Here is an 18,720-nt window from a genome sequence, read left to right on the forward strand (position 1 = left end):
TCGTGTTGCCCGAGCGTGCAGGATAGGGCCGAGCGGCACGGTTCGGTGCTGCCCCGGGCGGGGTCAAAGCGCCGGACGGCGAGGTGCAAGACGGCGGGCGATGCGCCCGAATGCGCGCACTTGTTGTGCGACGATGCCCTGGCCATACCGGCGCGAACGGCCTTCCGGCGCCGGGAGCTGGTCGCGAATGCCGGTCGGCTCCACGGCGCGTTCCCACGACGCCGTGCGGAACAGGATGTCCCACCATGGGACCAGCACACCGAAGTTGCAGCCGTAGCGGGTGCCTTCGTGTCCGTAGCCGATCGCGTGATGGCGGCGGTGGAAGTTCGGGCTCACGATCAGGCGTTCAAGTACCGGGCCGAACGGCAGGCGAGCGTTGACGTGCTGCACGCTTTGCAGGAAGTTGCTCACGGCCACGAGCACGACGTACTGCGCGGGCTGTACGCCGATGAAGAGCGCAATGGCGGCGAAGAACCCGGCCTGCATGATGTTGTCGAGGAAGTGGTTGCGGTCATCGCACCACAGCGACATCTGCTGCTGGCTGTGATGCACCGCGTGCAATTCCCACCACACGCCGAAGCGGTGCTGCCAGCGGTGATACCAGTAGCCGGCAAAGTCGAGCACGATCAGATACATCAGGAACGACACCAGCGGCTGATCCGTCACGCCCGGGTACAGTCCGTCGAGATCGATGCTCGGCAGACCGTGAATCACCATCTGACTCTGCAACGCGCTGAAGACCGGTTGCAACACCACAAAGAACAGGAGATTCAGGATGCCAAGCTTGGCGATCCAGGTGTAGATCACGTCGGCGCGAACCTGACGGCGGTCCTGCCACCGTTCGACCGGGCGCAGCGCCTCAAGCGGGCGCAGCAGCGCGTACGTCACGCCAATCTGCACGACGCCGATGAGCACCCAGTACAGGGCGTCATAGATGTCGTCGGCATAGCCCATCAGGCCGAAATGGAACAGCAGCGGCTGCACCACATCCACGTAGATGAGCGTTTGTGCGGCGGAGATACCGCTGTCGACGAAATTGAGGATTTCCTGAATCATCTGGTGGCCTTGTCAATCCGGATTCGGCGAGAGTATGGGGGCTCGGTCGGCAAAGAAGATGCCGTGCGGCGACCGGTTGACGGTGATACGGTCGACCAGTTGACGCGTCGTCAGGTCGATCACGCCAACGTGCCGTGCAAACCGGAACGTCACCCAAAGATAGCGCTTGTCGGCGGACAATTCCATGTCATCCGGCCCCGGCATCAGACCGGTGATGTCGGCCACCTTGGTGAGCGACTCGTAATCCAGAATGCTGATCGTGCTCTCGACGCGGTTGCTCACCGCAATGTGACGGCCATCGGAGAGCGAACGGAAGTTGTGTGCGCCGCGGCCGGTCTGGATACGCTTGACGACCTTCTGCGCGCGCCAGTCGACCACGGCGACGTCGTCTTCGCCGGTCATGCCGACCAGCAGATACTTGTCGCCCGGCGTCATCCACAGACCCGCAGGGGTCTTGCCAACCGGCATGCGCCATTTGATCGTTTGCGTCGCGAGGTCGATGGCCGCAAGTTCGCCTGAATCCTGCAGCGTGACGAATACCGTCTTGCTGTCGGACGAGAACGTCATGTGGCTGGGCGTTTTGGCCAGCGGAATACGCTTGGCGACCACAACGTTTTCACCGTCGTAACGATAGACGTCGACCCGGTCCAGACGCAGCGCCGCCGTCACGAACCATTTGCGATCGGGCGAGAAGCCGAGTTGGTAGGGGTCCTCGATGTCGGCGACCTGACGTTGCAGCTTGCCGGTGTTGGGATCGAGGAACATCAGACTGTTCGACACCGAGTTCGCCACGATCAGCGAGCGCTTGTCGGGCGTAATCATCAGGTGATGTGGCTCTTTGCCCGTCGGCATCGTGCCAACAACCTTGTGCGTTGCCTGATCGATGAGCGAAAGCTGAGCGGCGCCGGAATCGAGCACGATCACGGTGCCCGCATGGGCGGTGGAAAACGGGAGGACACCGGCGACCAGCGCGGACAGCGTTGCAAGGGTGCGAACACGGCCGGTCAGCCAGGAAAGTCGGGAGAGCTTGGAAGAAAACACCATGAATGCCTAGGGTGGGGCGAAAGACGGTGACGCATGCCGGTAAGCCGTACGCCGATTCTCTCGTTAAACGCGCCACATGCCTCGTCCGTTGACAAAAAGTGGGACGAAATGACCGTCAGGCCGATATGCGCGACGTGTGTCGGGCGTTCGGCCGTCAGACGGCGTTTTGGGCCGGTGTGCCGTCTCCGGCAGCCGTGCCGTCCCAGTGTTCCAGCAGGGCCAGCGCGTCTCGTGTCCAGTCCAGCCACCCCTGTTCATAGCGCACCCCCAGCAGGAGGATGTGCCGTTGCAGCGCGGCGTCGCGCGTGGGCGTTTCGCCCTGCGGAAAATCGCGGGCCTCTATGGCCCGGTAGGCCGCAAGCTTTTGCGCGTGAAGCGCCGCCCGGCGCCGCAGTTCGGGTTGCAGACCGAGCGGCCCGATGGCGGCGTCTGCACGCAGCCGAACCATGAGGTCGTCGCGAAGGTCGGAGGGCGCCGTTGGGGTGGCCGCCCAGGCGAGCAGTTCGTCACGGCCGGCGTCGAGCACGCGATAAACACGTTTGCGGGTGCGTCCCCCATCGGGGGCGGCCATGGAGTCGATCCAGCCAGCTGCCTCCATACGCGCCAGCTCGCGGTAGATCTGTTGATGCGTGGCGTGCCAGAAAAAGCCGATCGATTTGTCGAAGCGGCGGGCAAGGTCATACCCCGAAGAGGATTTCTCCAGCAGCGAGGTCATCAAGGCGTGGGCGAGCGGCATGACCGGTAGTCTAGGGACTCTAATTCCACTATGCAACCCGTTGCATAGTTCGTGGTGCCCGCATAAAATCGCCAACAAACTATGCAACCGGTTGCATAACGCCAAGACGCGCGAACGATGTGTCCTATGCTTTGCCGGAACGTCCCCCGAAACCCCACGGCTTGCGCCGAACGATGAGAGAAACAACGATGAGCGGCTATCCCCACCTGATGCAGCCCCTGAATCTGGGTTTTACGACGTTGCGCAACCGTGTGCTGATGGGCTCGATGCACGTTGGGCTTGAAGAAGCGCGCAATGGCTTTGCCCGCATGGCGGCGTTTTATGCGGAACGCGCGCGCGGCGGTGTGGCGCTGATGGTGACGGGCGGTATTGCGCCGAACGACGCTGGCCGGCCTTATGCCGGAGGGGCGAAGCTCAGCACCGAGGAGGAGGCCGAGAAGCACCGCGTGGTGACGCAGGCCGTGCATGCCGCTGGTGGCAAGATCGCCATGCAGATCCTGCACTTCGGCCGCTACGCCTATCATCCCGATCTGGTGGCCCCAAGCGCCTTGCAGGCGCCCATTACGCCCGCCAAACCGCGCGAATTGACCAGTGCCGAGGTCGAGGCAACCATCGACGACTTCGTGAACTGTGCCGCGCTGGCGCAGCATGCCGGTTACGACGGCGTCGAGATCATGGGCTCCGAGGGCTATCTCATCAACGAGTTCATCGCGGCCCGAACCAACCATCGCACCGACACGTGGGGCGGCGGTTACGAGAACCGCATGCGTTTTCCTGTGGAGATCGTGCGCCGCGTGCGTCAGCGCGTGGGGCGCGAGTTCATCATCATCTACCGGCTCTCGATGCTCGATCTGGTCGAAGGCGGCTCCACCTTCGACGAGGTGGTGCAACTGGCCCGCGCCATCGAGGCCGCTGGCGCAACGCTCATCAATACCGGTATCGGCTGGCACGAAGCCCGCATCCCGACGATTGCGACCAGCGTGCCGCGTGCGGCATTCGCCTGGGTCACCGGCAAACTCAAAGGGCATGTCGGCATCCCGCTCATCACGACGAACCGCATCAACATGCCGGACGTTGCTGAACGAATTCTTGCCGATGGCGAGGCCGACATGGTGTCGATGGCCCGTCCGCTGCTGGCCGATCCCGAATTCGTGAACAAGGCCGCCGCCGGGCATGCCGAGGCCATCAACACATGCATCGGCTGCAATCAGGCGTGCCTCGACCATACGTTCAGCGGCAAGATCACGTCCTGTCTGGTCAATCCGCTTGCGTGTCATGAAACGGAACTGCGTGTCGAGGCGGCAGGACGCGTGCGTCGCGTGGCCGTTGTCGGCGCGGGTCCGGCCGGTCTGGCCGCGGCAACCATGGCGGCGCGCCGGGGGCATGATGTCACGCTCATCGAGGCCGATACCGAGATCGGCGGTCAGTTCAACATGGCCAAACGCGTTCCGGGCAAGGAAGAGTTCGTCGAGACCCTGCGCTACTTCCGTCACGAACTGGAAGCGACGGGGGTGAAGGTGCGACTCAATACGCGTGCCTCGGTGGCATCGCTGATCGAGGGCGCGTACGACGATATCGTGCTGGCCACCGGTGTGGTGCCGCGCACGCCAGCCATCGACGGCATCGATCACCCGAAGGTGCTCAGCTATATCGATGTATTGCGCAATGGTGCGTCAGTGGGAAAAACCGTGGCCGTGATCGGTGCGGGCGGGATCGGCTTCGATGTGGCCGAATTCCTCACGCAGGCGGGCGAGAGCGCGACGCTGGTGCCCGAGAAGTTCTACGCCGAATGGGGTATCGACCCGGCGTACGCCCATGCGGGTGGCCTGCGCGCACCGGTGCCCGAGACTTCGCCGCGCAAGGTGTACCTGATGCAGCGCAAGGCCTCCAAGGTGGGCGACGGGCTGGGCAAGACCACGGGCTGGATTCACCGGACATCGCTCAAGCACCGCGGCGTGGAAATGATCCCCGGCGTGACGTATCGGCGGATCGACGACGATGGCCTGCATGTCACCCTCGACGATAAGCCGATGGTGTTGCCGGTTGACAACGTTGTTTTGTGCACCGGGCAGGAGCCGTTGCGGGAATTGGCCGAGGGTCTTCAGGCGGCGGGCGCACGCGTGCATGTCATTGGCGGGGCAGATGTGGCGGCCGAACTCGACGCCAAACGCGCGATCAAGCAGGGCACCGAGTTGGCGATCGACCTGTGAGCCCGTGAGCGAGGTCCGGAAGGGGTAGCCGGTGTGCGACAATGGCACCGCTTTGGCCCGGACGGTCTGTCCGCGCCGAAGCGAAGCCAAAGCGTATGTGCCTTGTGCCAGGCACAACGTGTCCGTGGTGCGCTGCGGTGTGCTGCCATTACGGTGGCATCCGTCGCGGTCGCAGTAGGAGCCTGTACCGTGTGGCCGACGGTGCCATTGTCAATGAAGCACAAGTTACTTTCGGCCATCTCGCTCAACGGCCGCCTGCAGTTGCAGAACCTTTCCGTCGTCTCGGTCGTCGTTATTCTATGCAGCAGCCTGCTCATCTGGGCCTGGGGAAGTTACCGGGGCGCCGCTGATGCCTCGGTTGCGCTGGATGCGCTGCGCGCCACGTTACAGGCGATGGAGAAAGCGTCTGCCGAGCGCGGCCCGGCCAATGCCGTGCTGGGCGCCGATCTTCCGCTGCCGAACGAATCCGTCATCGCGCTGCGCAATGCACGCGAGGCGACCAACGCGCGTCTGCAGGAGTTGCTTTCCGCGCTCTCCTCTGACGCGTGCGATCAATGTGCCGGCGGTTTGCATGCCGTCGAGCGCGCCCGGCTCGATCTCGCCGCAGCCAGTGCCAACGTCGATCTGTTGGTACAGCGCCCGCGCGAAATGCGCAGCGACGCAGCCGTGCGCGACGCCGTCGACCGCATGATGCGAGTCATCGCGGATTTCAGCCCCGTGGCATCGTCGCGGATCGACGTGATTTCGCGAGGTGCGCCCAGTGCGCTGAACTACATCATCCTTGCCCGTCTGGCAGCGGATTTACGTGAATATGCCGGCCAACTGGGCTCGGACTTTACCGCTACGCTCACCACTGGCGAGACCCTCACCGAAGCGGATCAGCGCACGATCGAGAGAACGCTCGGCCGCATCGACCAACTGCGCGAGATGATCGCCTCGCGGATGGTCACGCCCCCGGAGCTCGGCCCCGAGACGCTCAAAGCACTGAACGCGCAGTATTTTGCGACGGGGTTGCATTACGTGGCGCTCGTGCGCACGCTGACCAGTCAGCCTCGGCCGCCCTCGATTACGACGGCGGAGTTTGCGCGCAACTATGTGCCGACGATGCGTGCGATCACCGATTTTCGTGACAGCATGCTGAACTTGGCCGCGCAGCAAGTCGAGGCGCGCCGCTCGAGCGCGCTCAAGTGGCTTATCGTCATCGCACTGGCCGAGGTCGCGCTGGTGCTCCTGATGTACTTTGCGTGGCGCGATTTTCGTCGCGGCGTGGTGCAACCGTTCGAGGAGGCGACACGCTTTGTCGATGCGCTTGCCCAAGGCGATCTCAAGGCGCCTTTGCCTGACGAAGGCATGCCGATGCGCCACCCGCAGGTGCGCGCCGTGTTCGATACGTTGCGCGTCTTGAAGCAGAACACCATTGAGTTGGTGCAGTTGCGTCGCGAGCATGCACGTCTGGCGGGCGAACTGGAGATGTATACCGACACCGATCCGCTGACGCGCCTGATGAACTGGCGGGCGTTCGAGCGGCAGGCGCGGGCGCTGTGTGCGATGCCGTCGCCGGGGCGGGTGGCGTTGATCAAGTTCGATGTCGACAACTTTTCACAGATCAACGCGACCTGGGGGCACGCCGTGGGCGACGAAGTGCTGTGCCGCGTCGGCGCTGTCTGCCTGAATACGTCCCAGCCCGGCGACGTGGTCGGGCGGTTGGGTGCGGATGCCTTCGTGATCCTCGCTCGCGTGCTCGACGGCTCGCGCGCGCAGCAATTCGCCGAACTGCTGCGCGGGCGCATCGAAGCCACGGCATTGACCTTGCCGAATGGCGAAGTCCTGCCGTTGACGGCGAGCTTCGGTATTGCAATGGACAACGGGGTTACGTTCGATGCGAATGGCGTGCCGACCGGCGAGCCGATCAACGTCTCGGCCCTCCTGAGTCAGGCGGAGCGTCAGCTCAACGCCGCGCGGCAAGCGCGGCGTCACGTCATCGAGTAAGCCGCGATCAAGGCCACTGCGGCGAGGCCGTGCCCAGCGCCATCGCCGGTAGGGCCCAGTCGACAGGCGTGCCCGCGATCGACATTGGCGTCGCCACACGCCGCACCGGTCCCCACGACGTATCTTCGATGCGGGCGGACAGATCGTCCGGCGTTTCCGCAGCGAGCGGCGAGGGCGCGGGGTCGGGCGTGCGATGCGTCACGAGCAAACGCGCGGTCCGGGCCAGCGAGGCACGCACGGTGCTGCCGACGTGTTGCGTCTGGCGAAGCGCCAGGGCATGAACTGCCGCTGCCGCCATGAGATACCCCGTGGCGTAGTCGATGCCTTGCCCCGGCAACGGCACCGGCCTCGGCATACCTGTTACCCGCATCCCTGCGTCAGCGATCCCGGTGCTCATCTGCACCAGACTGTCGAAACCGCGTCTTGCCTGCCAGGGGCCTTGCCAACCGTAGGCATCGAGCGAGACATCGATCAGCATCGGATTGAGTTCGCGACGCCGAACCGCCCCGAGGCCGAGAGAGTCGAGCGCATTGGGGCGATAGCCGTGAACGACGATGTCCGCCTCACGCAGCAGGGTTTCGAGCACCGCGCGGCCGTCGGCTTGTCTCAGGTCGAGACGCGCGCAGCGCTTGCCGAGCACCACTTCCGGCACGGTGCCGGGCTCGTCCCAACCGGGCGGATCGATGCGCAATACCTGCGCGCCGAACCCTGCGAGAAAGCGCGTTGCCGTCGGCCCCGCGAGAATGCGCGTGAGATCTAGCACGCGGATACCGCTGAGCGGGCGTTCCGCCATCGGCTTCCATCCGGCGGTGTCGCGTGGTGTGCCAGCCGCCGATCCCGCGTCGAACGTCTGCCAATGCAATAAGGGTTCACGGGCCACGGCTTCGCCTTGGGGATGGGTGTCCCACTGCGCGATCGTGCGCATGGCAGCGGCACATCCTCCTTGCGCCACAACGGCGGTCTCCAGGGCATCGGCCTGCCAGCCGGCCACTTCACGTGCCACCGTGTCGCGATCTGCCTCGACTCCAAGCACGGCAAGGGCGGCGGCTCGGTGATGAGGTGCATTGGTGTGCAGACGAATCCAGCCATCGGACGTGCGGTAGTCGCCCGCAATCGGGTCCCACATCGGTGGCGACGACCATCCCTGCGCACGCAGTGACGTTTGAAACCAGAACGACGCCAGTCGCCGGTCGACGTTGACCGCCGGTATCGCTGCGTGAGCCGCGAGCCCGTAATCGCCCGCCGTGCCGGTCGTGAGGCCTGCGACGGCGAGCGTCGCACTGGCGATGGCTGCCGTGGCGAAATCGGTATACGGAAAGGCGCACGGCAACGCGCCACTGCCGCTGATCGTCAGGTTGTCGGGGGCAGCGAGGGACGTGGTGGCGTGTGCAGCGATCGCCAAACGCATGTCGTCCAGATAGGACGTGACGAAATGGGGGGCGTCGGCGAGCGGCACTGCACGCCCGGAAACAGTGGAGTGCATAGGAAGTCCTTGAACGATTCGATACGTGACATCGCACTGAGTCGCGATGCGAGACTGCCGGCGCGTTGAAGCTTATGCCGATGGATTTTATTGTCAATATTGATTAACTTAATCAAGTTGTTGGTTCATCCCCCCTTGGTCACACATGTCGAACGCCATGAATTACTTCACTGCCACGCAGGCCGCCGAGCGTCTCGGCGTGTCGCTGCAAACGCTCTACGCTTACGTGAGCCGCGGATTGCTGCATGCGGAACCGGGAAAGACGCATCGCGAACGCCGCTATCGGGTAGCCGACGTCGAGCGGCTGGCCGCGCAGCGCACGCGAGGGCGCAAACCGAAAGAGGTGGCCAAGGCGGCACTGGATTGGGGGATGCCGGTGTTGGAGTCTTCGATTACGTTGATCGAAGACGGCCGCTGCTACTACCGGGGGCGCGACGCCCTGGCGATGGCCGAAACGGCGTCGGTCGAAGCGACGGCGGCGTGGCTGTGGCAATGCGACGAGGCGTCGGCCTTCGTGGCAGACGACGATCGCCAACGCCACCTCGGCGATTGGCCGGTGCTGCTTCTTGAGCGCTATCGCGCGCGGCGCGCGGAGGAGGCGTTGTTGCCCACGTTTGCCGTGGCGAGCGATGACGCATCGACCGCCATCTGGCAGCGTGATCCGGTACGCGTCGCACAGGGAAATGCCGCCCTGTTGCGTCTGATGACCGCCTGTCTGCTGGGCACCTTACCCAGCGATGCCCCCATTCACCAACAATGTGCCCAGGCGTGGGAGGTGCAAGATGCCGAGGGTGCCGACCTCATCCGCATGGCGCTGGTGCTGTGTGCCGACCATGAGTTGAACGCTTCGAGTTTCACGGCACGTTGCGTCGCGTCGACCGGCGCGAGTTTGCGTGCGGCGGTTATTGCAGGGTTGTCGGCGCTGACGGGTGGCCGTCATGGTGGCACGACCGCCCGCAATGAGGCGATGTGGGACGAAGTCGGTGAAACGGACGTGGCCGCACGCATGCGCGAGCGGCTCGCTCGCGGCGAAAAGCTGCCGGGCTTCGGACACCACCTGTATCCGGCGGGCGATGTTCGTGCGAGCGCGATGCTTGATCGGGTGTTGCCTGCGCATCCGGCCTGGCAGACGATGATCGACGCCGCCGATGCGCTCGTCGGGCAACGTCCGTCGCTCGACTTTGCGCTCGTGGCGGTGCGGCGTCACCTCAATCTGCCGGTAGGTGCGGCGTTCGGCTTGTTTGCACTGGGCCGCACCATCGGCTGGATCGCGCATGCAATGGAGCAGCGCGAGAATACGCAACTGATTCGACCGCGTGCGGCGTATGTCGGCGTGAGGCCGACGGCATTCCCACCGGCATGAACGCCCGGATGCGCGGCACGGGTTATCCGCGCGTGCGGCGTCCGAAGACAAGGCGGTCGCCAGCCCAGACAAGCACCATCGTGGCCCCCATCAGCGGGAAGAGGCCGCCGAGCGCGAACATGCCGATCGTCCATCCGCGCATGGGCGGTCGTGCTTGCGGGCGAGACGGTGCGCCGAGCGAACGGGCGGGGCGACGCATCCACCACATGACGGCGCCAGTGGCGGCCATCGCGAACAATCCCATGGAAATCAACGCACACAGCCATTGATTGGCAACGCCGAAGTACTTGCCCATGTGCAGCGAGGTTCCATACGAGATCGCTTGCGCAACGGCGCCGTAGGCGGTGTAGTCGATGTCCTGCAAGACCTTGCCGCTGTACTGATCGATGTGCAACGTCCGTTCGTCTCGCGGGTCTGCCGGGAAGTAGGACACGGTGTAGACGCCGTCCGGGCGCGACGGCACGACAAGACTGTAGCCGCTCTGAACGCCATGCCGTGCCGCAATGGCCATGATGTCGTCGACCGGCAACGCCCCTTGGGCGTACAGGCTGGCGGGCGACATGCCCATGCTGCCCATGCCTTCGTGGCCTTCATGCCCGGTGTGTTCGTTGGCATCGCCGTGCGTCATTCCGGTCATTGACGCCATGTCGTTCATCCCTGGCGCCGACGAGGTTTTCGACGCAGGCGGTAGCGCGGAAACGGGGACCGTTGTATTGCCGACCGCCCACGGAATTTGCGCGATGGGCAGGTCATCCATCTTCATCGGCTTGGCCGGGAGTTGCGAGCGCACCAGCGCTTCGCCCCAGGCACCCGCCGGAGAGCCCATGCCGGCTTTCGTCGCCAGCGCCTTGAACTGTGCGCCCCACGAGCCGGACCACGGCAGCCCGGTCAGCACGAAGGCGAGTCCGCCGGCCGCCAGCCAGAAGCCGGCCACACCGTGCAGATTGCGCAGCAGCGCGCGTCCACGCAATGGCAGACGCGGGCGCAATGCAGTCGCCCACGTCGCGCCGGCACGTGGCCACCACAATGCGAGCCCGGTCGCGAGCATAACCAGCGTCCAGCAACCTGCCAGTTCCATGAGCCATTCGCCCGGCTTGCCCAGCATGAGCGATCGGTGGAGCGCGCGAGCCTGCTTCATCAGCCGACGCTCGACGCTCAGCGTGCCAAGCACCGTGCCCGTGTACGGGTTCACGTAGACACTTTCCCGTTCGCCATTGGGCAGGCGAAAGATGAATTCGGCACTGCGCTTCGGGTCACGATTGACTTCGACGGAACTGATCTTCGAGCCGGCGGGCAGCGATGCCGCCGCGCGATCCATCAATGCCTGTTCGCTCAGCCGGGGGGACGTGGACGCTGCCACGACCATCCGGTCGTGATACAGCCACGGCTCGATTTGGGGCTGAAAGACGTAGAGGGTTCCGGTGATTGCGAGCACCATGAGCCAGGGCATGACGAACAGCCCCGCGTAGAAATGCCAGCGCCAGAGGGTTCGGTACTGCCCGGCGCTGGTGGCCGATTGCGCTTCGCGCGTCCGGGGCGTCTGGGAATAGGGGATCTGCATAGGGCAACGATTCCGTCTCGTGTCGCCGCTGCGGGGCGCGTTGGCTCGCAGCAGCGGCGCGCGCCGGCCGACATCGTGAAGTGCGGCGGACATGCGGCGCGAGTAATGAACGACGCCGTCACCGGTAGCGGCGAGGCATCGGACTGAACGCGAGATCAGGAAGCGGCAGGTGGCGCGCGCGCAGGCGGCGTGTAGGCGAGTTGAGCGTTGGCCGGGCGCGTGTGGGCGGCCGGCCCCGCTCGGGCAATCCATGCGAACGATACCGCGCCGGTGAGTGCGGGCATGGCGAGCGGCGGGTGATTGGCAAGCAGCGAACAGTAGCCGCAAACGTCGCCCCGATTGTCGTATGACCCGTGAGACATGGATGCGCCGTGCATCCCTTCGCCGTCGTGCGCGCGTGTCGTCGGGGCAAGCGCCATCGCGGGCGCCATCCCGTCGACCGTACAAAACGCGGCGTTCAGCATTCGTGCTTGTTCCGCGCGGTGTGCGGCTAGCACCTGACTGACGGCGGGCATGCAAATCGCAAGCCACATGGCGGCGAGGCCGAGCCATGCGAATAGGCGTTTGCGTGCGGTGAAAGACATGCGTCAGGAGCGGTTGTCGCGCGAGAGAAGCCGGAATGCTATCACGCGGCCCTCAACGCGAGCGCGCGCGACGGGTGTTGACGGGGAACCAACGCAGGGCAGGCGGCTGCCCGTCCTTCGGGATGAGGGTTTTTTGAATCCGTATGTGTCACTTCTCGGGACAGATACATTCAGACATCAATGACGGCGCTCGCGCAGATATAACGGTGGGCAAGCGTCCGGTCGGCATTGAATTGGCCCCTGGCGTCTTGGCACAACGTCCCGGTACATCCGCCGGTACGTCACTCACAGAGGACAACAGTCATGTCGGAACCGGTCAATCTTCGCCGTCGTCGCCTTCTTGGCACCACGCTCGCGGGTGTCACCCTCGCCGAACTCGGGCTGCCGCCACTGGCGCATGCCGCATCGCCGTCCGTTGGCGGATATACGTCGTTCGAAACCCTTCGTCAGATCGAGGCGGGCGACCTGAACGTCGGGTATGTGCAGGCCGGGCCGAAGGACGGCAAGGTGGTCATTCTGCTGCACGGCTGGCCGTACGACATCTACAGCTACGTCGACGTAGCGCCGCAACTGGCTGGGGCCGGCTACCGCGTGATCGTTCCGTATCTGCGCGGTTACGGCACGACGCGGTTGCTCTCGGCCGCGACACCGCGTAACGGTCAGCAGGCCGTGGTGGCCGCCGACATCATCGCGCTCATGGACGCGCTGAAGATCGATCAGGCGATTCTTGGCGGCTACGACTGGGGCGCGCGAACGGCGAACATCCTGGCCGCTATCTGGCCGGAGCGCGTAAAGGCGTTGGTGTCCGTGAGCGGCTATCTCATCGGCAGTCAGGAAGCGAACCGTCAGCCGCTGCCACCGCCGGCGGAGTTGCAATGGTGGTATCAGTACTACTTTGCGACGGAGCGTGGCGCGAAAGGCTACGCGGCCAACACCGATGCGTTCAACAAGCTCATCTGGCAGCTTGCTTCGCCGCAGTGGCATTTCGACGACGCGACTTATGCGCGTTCGGCAGCGGCGTTCCACAACCCCGATCACGTGGCCATCGTGATTCACAACTACCGTTGGCGTCTGGGGCTGGCGCAAGGCGAGTCGCGCTTCGATGCGCTCGAGCAGCGTCTGGCTGCCGCGCCGACCATCTCCGTACCGACGATCACGATGGAAGGTGACGCGAATGGCGCGCCGCATCCCGCACCGGCGGCATACGCGAAGAAGTTCACCGGGAAGTATCTGCATCGCGATATCGGTGGTGGCGTCGGCCACAACCTGCCGCAGGAAGCGCCGAAGGCGTTCGCCGATGCCATTCTGGAAGTGGTTACGCTCTGATATGCGCTGAACGGCCAGCGTCACTGCGACCACACGCTCGCCGCATCGAGCGCTCACTCGACGCGGCGCACGCGAACCCGCAGCCAGACCATCGCCGCCGTGGCAATGGCCGTCGCGAGCATCGACTGCCAGATGGCGTGTGTGGCGGCCCATGTCCCGACGAATGCGCCCGCAAACACGAAAATCGTGACCCATTCGAGCACCTTGTCGAGCCGGTTCGGATCGTGATAGCGATGGGCTTCGGCGGGGTGTTCCGAGTCGGGCGATGTGGCTACAGCGTATCGATTGCGTGGCGCATGTGGCGCACAGGCGGGAAATGCTTCCACCAGGGATTGGCTGGGCCACGGATTGACTTCGGCGCCGGGGGCACCCATGCCGGTAGTCCGCCAGACGGTATCGGTGTCGGCCGCTCGTTTCAGACGCTCGATTTCTTCCGACAGGTCGGCATGTACGCGTGTGCCGTGATCCAGCGCGGTGATCTGCTCAAGCTCCGTCACCAACCTCTCGGTGGCGTCTGTGACATCGGGCAGTCCGCTGGTACGAACGAGAATGAAGGGGCCGTAGGCCGTCGAGATGTAGTCGACGAACGCGTCATAGATCGGGCGAAAACGTTCGCCGACGAGTTCGATCAGGTGATCGCGCCGCCGGGTCGTGCGTGCGAGCGCGAGCGCTTTTGTCGTCACCAGATAGGGATATTTCGCGTCCCTTTCGGCTTGCGTGGCGGTTTTCAGAAACGCTTCGCGCGCCAGCGCCGCGTCGTCGGGATCGAAATCGTCGATGACGTAGGCGAAGTGAATATCGTCCGCAGCAAATAATGCGCGCCAGAAGAGCGGGATATGGGCGTTCGCCTCCAACGAGGGGCCATCGGCGGAAAAGTACGTCTTCAATTCGCCCTTACGGCCCTCCGGCATGCGTGGCCAGGGCGGACTCTCGAGGAAGACCGGATGTGACATTTCTTGAGCCTTCAACTGAGTTGGACGGTGCCATCGAGCGTTCGCCCGCCAAACCGGGTGGGCCGGGAAATTCTGGCGCAATAAGCGGATTCTGTCATTACGAAACGTCTCTAGCCTCGTACCATCCTTTCGTTCGATTGACGACACGGACAACGACGAGCATTAACGGGACTTCGACCAGCACCCCCACAACGGTGGCGAGTGCGGCGCCCGAGCGCAGGCCGAAGACGCTGATGGCTGTGGCGACCGCCAATTCGAAGAAGTTGCTCGCGGCAATCAGGCTCGACGGTCCGGCCACACAATGCGCAACGCCGAGTCTTCGATTCAACGCGTACGCGAGCCCGGCGTTGATCGTCACCTGTACGACGATAGGAATGGCGAGCAGTCCGATGACGAGAGGCTGTTCGATCATCACATCTGCCTGAAAGGCGAAAAGCAGCACCAGCGTGGCAAGCAAGGCGCCCATGGAGTAGGGCGAAGCGGCTGCGGCTGCCCTGGCAAGCGCACTCTGGCCGCGCCCGAGTAGTACGCGGCGCAGGCCTTGTGCAATCGCAACGGGAATGAGGATGTAGACGACGACCGACACAAGCAGCGTTTCCCACGGCACGCTGATGGCCGAAACGCCGAGCAAAAGCGCCACGATGGGGGCGAAGGCGACCACCATGATGGCGTCGTTCAGCGCGACTTGCGAGAGCGTGAAATAAGCATCGCCCTTGCACAGTTGAGACCATACGAACACCATCGCCGTACACGGTGCAGCGGCGAGCAGAATCAGTCCTGCAATGTAGCTGTCCAACTGCGCTGCGGGCAGCCATCCGGCAAACCAATGGCGCACGAACAGCCACGCCAGCAATGCCATCGAGAACGGCTTGACCAGCCAGTTCACCACAAGGGTCACGCCAACACCACGCCAATGTTCGGCGACACGGCCCAGGGCGCCGAAATCGATCTTCACGAGCATCGGGACGATCATGGCCCATATCAGCACGGCGACGACGATATTGACGCGAGCGACTTCGAACCGTGAGACAAGCCCGATGTAGGTCGGCGCGACGTGTCCGACGAGCACCCCGGCGACCATACAGAGCAGTACCCAGATGGATAAGTACCGCTCGAAAGTGCCCATGATCGCTGCCTTTTCGGACCTCGCCGTTGACGGATCGGCGTCGGGAAGCGAGCGGGTCATCATGCCTCCTTGGCGCGAAGCCGGTTGCCGATTTCCTGAAGTTGCTGCTGTGCCGCAACCGGGTCGAGCTTTTCCAAGGGAAGATCCAGAAACAACTCGATGCGCGCGCGAAGTTGCAGATAGGTCTGGACAAACGCTTTGCGAATGTCGTCGGGCGTTCCCTGCGTTTGCGAAGGGTCGGGCACACCCCAATGGGCTTTGGCCGGATGGCCGGGCCAGATGGGGCACGTCTCGCCGGCCGCGTTGTCGCAAACGGTGAAGATGAAATCGATACGCGGTGCACCGGGCTGCGCGAATTCGTCCCACGACTTGCTGCGAAGCGCCGACGCGTCTGTTCCGCGCGACGCCAGCAATTCGAGTGCATAAGGGTTGGGGTGACCGGACGGCTGGCTGCCCGCGCTGAAGGCGACGAACCGGTTTGCACCCAGGTCATTGAGAATGGCTTCGGCGAGGAGAGAGCGGGCCGAGTTGTGTGTGCAAAGGAACAGCACATGGCGCTTGGCGGTATCTGCTTGTATCATGGCGCAAAGATTCCAGAAATATCGAAATAACGAGTCCGTGTTGATCACGGGGCAATCGACGACATGCAAACCACCCTGAACGATACCGACGCCGTCAAGGCCCTAGCCGCATTGGCACAAGGCAATCGACTTGCCGTGTTCCGGTTGCTGGTTGTCACCGGCCCCGAAGGGCTTAGCGTCGGCAACATCGCCGAGACGCTCGGGCTTGCTAACGCCACCCTGTCTTTCCATCTGAAGGAACTCGCCAACGCGGGCTTGATCTCGTCCCGACAGGAAGGGCGGTACATCTACTACGCGGCGGCCATCGACAAGATGAATGCGCTGATCGGTTTTCTCACCGAAAACTGCTGTCAGGGCGTGCCCGGGCTGTGCAATCCGGCGGCGTCTCGGAAGTGCTGAGTCGCCGGGTTTGTCTGCCGCGATTTCACGTCTGACGCTGCGCCGATAGCAATGGCGGACAAGTCGTCGGTCGCGGCGTAGAGTGGCGTATCGGCCTCGGCGCGTTCGCTGTAGCGGTCGACCAGATAGTCGCTCTTCCCGCGCAGCAACAATGTGAACTTGATCAACTCTTCCATCACATCCACGACGCGGTCGTAATAAGCGGACGGCTTCATCCGGCCGGCCTCGTCGAATTCCTGAAAGGCCTTCGCGACCGATGACTGGTTCGGGATCGTGAACATCCGCATCCATCGGCCAAGCTGACGTAACTGATTCACCGAATTGAAGGATTGAGAACCGCCGCTGACCTGCATGACCGCAAGCGTGCGGCCTTGCGTCGGACGGATGCCGCCCATCGAGAGAGGAAGATGATCGATCTGCGTCTTCATGACGGCAGAAATCGTTCCGTGCCGCTCGGGACTGCACCAGACCTGCCCCTCGGACCACAGCGACAACTCGCGCAGCGCCTTGACCTTTGGGTGCGCGTCGCCATCGATTTCATCAGGCATCGGCAGGCCGCGAGGGTCGAAGATGCGCACTTCGGCCCCCATCCGCTCCAGCAGTCGCGCCGCTTCCTCGGTCAGCAACCGGGAGTAGGAGCGCTCGCGCAGCGAGCCATATAGAAGCAGGATGCGAGCGGGTGCCGCGTCGGCCATGCCGAGCCGGGATGCAATGCAGGCGTCGAAATACCGGGGCTTCACGGCAGGGAGGGTGGGTTGCGGCGAGACGGCAGGCACGAAGGTTCCAGATTTTTGTTTTGATATTTCCAATAATATGGAATATTTGAATGACACGCAAGCCACCCTTTGAGAGGGTAGGGACTTTCATCGGCGGGCGCCTGTGAATGGTGCGCAGGCCTTGCATTGGTGCGAAACGTGCCCCATGGGAATGGCACGCTCGACGCCCGGTCGTGCACGCTTTCGGCGCAATACCGAGGTGGCGCCTTTGGCCACGGGCGTTGGCACGAAACTTGAATCGATCCACGCACGCTTGTACACAAGAAGGCGTACGGCGGATATCACGGGGAACGTCTGGAAGCTGCTTGCGCAGCAGGGCGAGAAGGTCAGTGCGGGGGATCCCTTGTTAATACTGGAAGCGATGAAGATGGAATTTCAGATAGCAGCACCTCATGACGGCGTGGCCGGATCGTTCCATTGCCGTCCGGGCATGATGATCAGTGCGGGAGATCCGCTGGTATCGCTGGTATGAAGACTGCCGCTATCGACGTTGTCGAACCGGCCGGCACGCATTCGCCGGAACTTGGCCCGGCGAGTAGCGCCGGTTCGCTGGCCGCCCAGATTTACGCCAGACTCAAGGCCGACATCTTTGACTTTCGTCTGCTGCCGGGAGACCGCTTCAGCGAGGGTGACGTGGCGACCCGAATGCAGGTCAGCCGTACGCCCGTTCGGCAGGCGTTGTTCTGGCTGCAACGCGAGGGCTATGTCGAAGTTCACTTCAAGAGCGGCTGGCAGGTGCGTGAATTCGACTTCAAGTACTTCGAAGACCTTTATGAAATCCGCATCATGATGGAGTCGGCGGCCATCGTCCGTCTGGTCAGCGAGGACGCCGTCGATGCGCTGATGCCGTTACGCGAGATATGGTGTGTGGCGCCGGCGCAGCGCGAGTCTGAGCCCGCGAAGGTCGCGGCCTTCGATGAAGCATTTCACGCGGGGTTGATTGCGGCGACCGGAAATCTGGAGATGGTCAGGATGCATTTCGATGTCACCGAGCGAATCCGCATCATCCGGCGGCTGGACTTCACCAAGGCGCCTCGCGTGGTGGCGACGTACGAAGAGCACGCCGCGATTCTTGACGCCATTCACACCCGAGACGTGGGTCTGGCGCAGGCGAGAATCGAGGCACATATCAAGCAGAGTCAGGCCGAAGTCCAGCAGATCACGTTGCATATGCTTCACTCGGCACGAGAGCGATTCGACTCGTTGGCCAGACGCGATCTCGTGTCTGGCCGCTTCCCAAGACCGTTGAAATGAAAGAAGCTGCCCGAGAGGGTGGCTTCTGGTACGGCGCTGGCGATGCCATGGCCTTATGGTCTGGGACATGATTGATCGCCGCATGAGTCGCTGTACTTGAAAACGAGGCGAGGTCATTCTCGTGATGGACAACCTGTGCCTGCATCACACCAAGCCGGTCAAGGCGCGGCTGGCGTCCAACAAAGCGCTTGCCTAGGTGTCCTACCTGCCCAGCTACAGCCCCGAGCTCAACCCCGCCCCTTCATAAGCAGCATTCATTGCCCCTCACCATGAAAGGGC

The 18,720-nt window shown here is 63.5% G+C and carries 17 protein-coding genes; 7 read left to right on the forward strand and 10 right to left on the reverse strand.

The window, feature by feature from the left end; genetic code table 11:
• Positions 1 to 63: 63 nt before the first annotated feature.
• The 3 genes from C266_RS03405 to C266_RS03415 form a co-directional block, all read right to left on the reverse strand.
• Complete coding sequence (locus tag C266_RS03405) at positions 64 to 1,056, reverse strand: sterol desaturase family protein (RefSeq protein WP_010807894.1); 993 nt, start codon at positions 1,054 to 1,056, stop codon at positions 64 to 66.
• 12 nt (positions 1,057 to 1,068) lie between these two features.
• The gene (locus tag C266_RS03410) at positions 1,069 to 2,100 is read right to left on the reverse strand and encodes a beta-propeller fold lactonase family protein (RefSeq protein ID WP_010807895.1); all 1,032 of its coding nucleotides are present in this window, start codon (positions 2,098 to 2,100) and stop codon (positions 1,069 to 1,071) included.
• 154 nt (positions 2,101 to 2,254) lie between these two features.
• On the reverse strand, positions 2,255 to 2,836 hold the full coding sequence (locus C266_RS03415) for a PadR family transcriptional regulator (protein ID WP_010807896.1): 582 nt from the start codon (positions 2,834 to 2,836) through the stop codon (positions 2,255 to 2,257).
• A 188-nt stretch (positions 2,837 to 3,024) separates the two neighbouring features.
• On the opposite strand from C266_RS03415, the gene C266_RS03420 reads away from it, so the two are divergent.
• Together C266_RS03420 and C266_RS03425 are read left to right on the forward strand one after the other, a co-directional pair.
• Positions 3,025 to 5,046, forward strand: a complete 2,022-nt coding sequence (locus tag C266_RS03420) for an NADPH-dependent 2,4-dienoyl-CoA reductase (RefSeq protein WP_010807897.1) — start codon at positions 3,025 to 3,027, stop codon at positions 5,044 to 5,046.
• A 213-nt stretch (positions 5,047 to 5,259) separates the two neighbouring features.
• Complete coding sequence (locus C266_RS03425; protein ID WP_051126116.1) at positions 5,260 to 7,035, forward strand: diguanylate cyclase; 1,776 nt, start codon at positions 5,260 to 5,262, stop codon at positions 7,033 to 7,035.
• A gap of 7 nt (positions 7,036 to 7,042) precedes the next feature.
• On the opposite strand, the gene C266_RS03430 is transcribed toward C266_RS03425, so the two are convergent.
• Entirely contained in the window at positions 7,043 to 8,443 is a 1,401-nt protein-coding gene (locus tag C266_RS03430) for a CoA transferase (RefSeq protein ID WP_081636141.1), read from the reverse strand.
• A gap of 232 nt (positions 8,444 to 8,675) precedes the next feature.
• Here C266_RS03430 and C266_RS03435 point away from each other — a divergent pair, with 232 nt between their 5' ends.
• Positions 8,676 to 9,881: a citrate synthase family protein gene (locus C266_RS03435; RefSeq protein ID WP_010807900.1), complete on the forward strand. Its 1,206-nt coding sequence runs from the start codon at positions 8,676 to 8,678 to the stop codon at positions 9,879 to 9,881.
• Positions 9,882 to 9,903: 22 nt separating this feature from the next.
• Here C266_RS03435 and C266_RS03440 read toward each other — a convergent pair whose 3' ends face one another.
• Together C266_RS03440 and C266_RS03445 are read right to left on the reverse strand one after the other, a co-directional pair.
• Entirely contained in the window at positions 9,904 to 11,442 is a 1,539-nt protein-coding gene (locus tag C266_RS03440; RefSeq protein ID WP_010807901.1) for a PepSY domain-containing protein, read from the reverse strand.
• A gap of 155 nt (positions 11,443 to 11,597) precedes the next feature.
• Complete coding sequence (locus C266_RS03445) at positions 11,598 to 12,026, reverse strand: DUF2946 family protein (RefSeq protein ID WP_010807902.1); 429 nt, start codon at positions 12,024 to 12,026, stop codon at positions 11,598 to 11,600.
• Positions 12,027 to 12,329: 303 nt separating this feature from the next.
• Between C266_RS03445 and C266_RS03450 the strand changes: the two genes are divergently transcribed.
• Entirely contained in the window at positions 12,330 to 13,352 is a 1,023-nt protein-coding gene (locus tag C266_RS03450) for an alpha/beta fold hydrolase (RefSeq protein WP_010807903.1), read from the forward strand.
• 53 nt (positions 13,353 to 13,405) lie between these two features.
• Here C266_RS03450 and C266_RS03455 read toward each other — a convergent pair whose 3' ends face one another.
• The 3 genes from C266_RS03455 to C266_RS03465 all read right to left on the reverse strand — a co-directional run bounded on the left by C266_RS03455 (position 13,406) and on the right by C266_RS03465 (position 16,012).
• Positions 13,406 to 14,305: a hypothetical protein gene (locus tag C266_RS03455; protein ID WP_144265694.1), complete on the reverse strand. Its 900-nt coding sequence runs from the start codon at positions 14,303 to 14,305 to the stop codon at positions 13,406 to 13,408.
• 97 nt (positions 14,306 to 14,402) lie between these two features.
• Positions 14,403 to 15,491: an ACR3 family arsenite efflux transporter gene (arsB, locus tag C266_RS03460; protein WP_010807905.1), complete on the reverse strand. Its 1,089-nt coding sequence runs from the start codon at positions 15,489 to 15,491 to the stop codon at positions 14,403 to 14,405.
• Positions 15,491 to 16,012: an arsenate reductase ArsC gene (locus C266_RS03465; RefSeq protein ID WP_010807906.1), complete on the reverse strand. Its 522-nt coding sequence runs from the start codon at positions 16,010 to 16,012 to the stop codon at positions 15,491 to 15,493. Before C266_RS03465 ends, arsB begins: the two co-directional genes overlap by 1 nt.
• 75 nt (positions 16,013 to 16,087) lie before the next feature.
• Between C266_RS03465 and C266_RS03470 the strand changes: the two genes are divergently transcribed.
• Positions 16,088 to 16,411, forward strand: coding sequence for a metalloregulator ArsR/SmtB family transcription factor (locus C266_RS03470; RefSeq protein WP_174979722.1), 324 nt, complete (start codon positions 16,088 to 16,090; stop codon positions 16,409 to 16,411).
• Here C266_RS03470 and arsH read toward each other — a convergent pair.
• Positions 16,363 to 17,106 carry an arsenical resistance protein ArsH gene (arsH, locus tag C266_RS03475; protein ID WP_246831135.1) on the reverse strand — a complete coding sequence of 248 codons (744 nt, stop codon included), beginning with the start codon at positions 17,104 to 17,106 and terminating at the stop codon, positions 16,363 to 16,365. The two genes, C266_RS03470 and arsH, sit on opposite strands and share 49 nt — an antisense overlap.
• A gap of 232 nt (positions 17,107 to 17,338) precedes the next feature.
• On the opposite strand from arsH, the gene C266_RS03480 reads away from it, so the two are divergent.
• Entirely contained in the window at positions 17,339 to 17,659 is a 321-nt protein-coding gene (locus C266_RS03480; RefSeq protein WP_210399990.1) for an acetyl-CoA carboxylase biotin carboxyl carrier protein subunit, read from the forward strand.
• On the forward strand, positions 17,656 to 18,441 hold the full coding sequence (locus C266_RS03485; RefSeq protein WP_010807910.1) for a GntR family transcriptional regulator: 786 nt from the start codon (positions 17,656 to 17,658) through the stop codon (positions 18,439 to 18,441). Before C266_RS03480 ends, C266_RS03485 begins: the two co-directional genes overlap by 4 nt.
• Positions 18,442 to 18,720: the final 279 nt, after the last annotated feature.

Source organism: Pandoraea sp. SD6-2, from assembly GCF_000389825.1.
GTDB lineage: Bacteria > Pseudomonadota > Gammaproteobacteria > Burkholderiales > Burkholderiaceae > Pandoraea > Pandoraea communis.

Excerpts from the sequence above, each read along its gene's own strand:
- C266_RS03405 (WP_010807894.1), bottom strand. The coding sequence starts at position 1,056 with ATGATTCAGGAAATCCTCAATTTCGTCGACAGCGGTATCTCCGCCGCA.
- C266_RS03410 (WP_010807895.1), bottom strand. The coding sequence starts at position 2,100 with ATGGTGTTTTCTTCCAAGCTCTCCCGACTTTCCTGGCTGACCGGCCGT.
- C266_RS03415 (WP_010807896.1), bottom strand. The coding sequence starts at position 2,836 with ATGCCGCTCGCCCACGCCTTGATGACCTCGCTGCTGGAGAAATCCTCT.
- C266_RS03420 (WP_010807897.1), top strand. The coding sequence starts at position 3,025 with ATGAGCGGCTATCCCCACCTGATGCAGCCCCTGAATCTGGGTTTTACG.
- C266_RS03425 (WP_051126116.1), top strand. The coding sequence starts at position 5,260 with ATGAAGCACAAGTTACTTTCGGCCATCTCGCTCAACGGCCGCCTGCAG.
- C266_RS03430 (WP_081636141.1), bottom strand. The coding sequence starts at position 8,443 with ATGCGTTTGGCGATCGCTGCACACGCCACCACGTCCCTCGCTGCCCCC.
- C266_RS03435 (WP_010807900.1), top strand. The coding sequence starts at position 8,676 with ATGAATTACTTCACTGCCACGCAGGCCGCCGAGCGTCTCGGCGTGTCG.
- C266_RS03440 (WP_010807901.1), bottom strand. The coding sequence starts at position 11,442 with ATGCAGATCCCCTATTCCCAGACGCCCCGGACGCGCGAAGCGCAATCG.
- C266_RS03445 (WP_010807902.1), bottom strand. The coding sequence starts at position 12,026 with ATGTCTTTCACCGCACGCAAACGCCTATTCGCATGGCTCGGCCTCGCC.
- C266_RS03450 (WP_010807903.1), top strand. The coding sequence starts at position 12,330 with ATGTCGGAACCGGTCAATCTTCGCCGTCGTCGCCTTCTTGGCACCACG.
- C266_RS03455 (WP_144265694.1), bottom strand. The coding sequence starts at position 14,305 with ATGTCACATCCGGTCTTCCTCGAGAGTCCGCCCTGGCCACGCATGCCG.
- arsB (WP_010807905.1), bottom strand. The coding sequence starts at position 15,491 with ATGACCCGCTCGCTTCCCGACGCCGATCCGTCAACGGCGAGGTCCGAA.
- C266_RS03465 (WP_010807906.1), bottom strand. The coding sequence starts at position 16,012 with ATGATACAAGCAGATACCGCCAAGCGCCATGTGCTGTTCCTTTGCACA.
- arsH (WP_246831135.1), bottom strand. The coding sequence starts at position 17,106 with ATGGCCGACGCGGCACCCGCTCGCATCCTGCTTCTATATGGCTCGCTG.
- C266_RS03480 (WP_210399990.1), top strand. The coding sequence starts at position 17,339 with ATGGCACGCTCGACGCCCGGTCGTGCACGCTTTCGGCGCAATACCGAG.
- C266_RS03485 (WP_010807910.1), top strand. The coding sequence starts at position 17,656 with ATGAAGACTGCCGCTATCGACGTTGTCGAACCGGCCGGCACGCATTCG.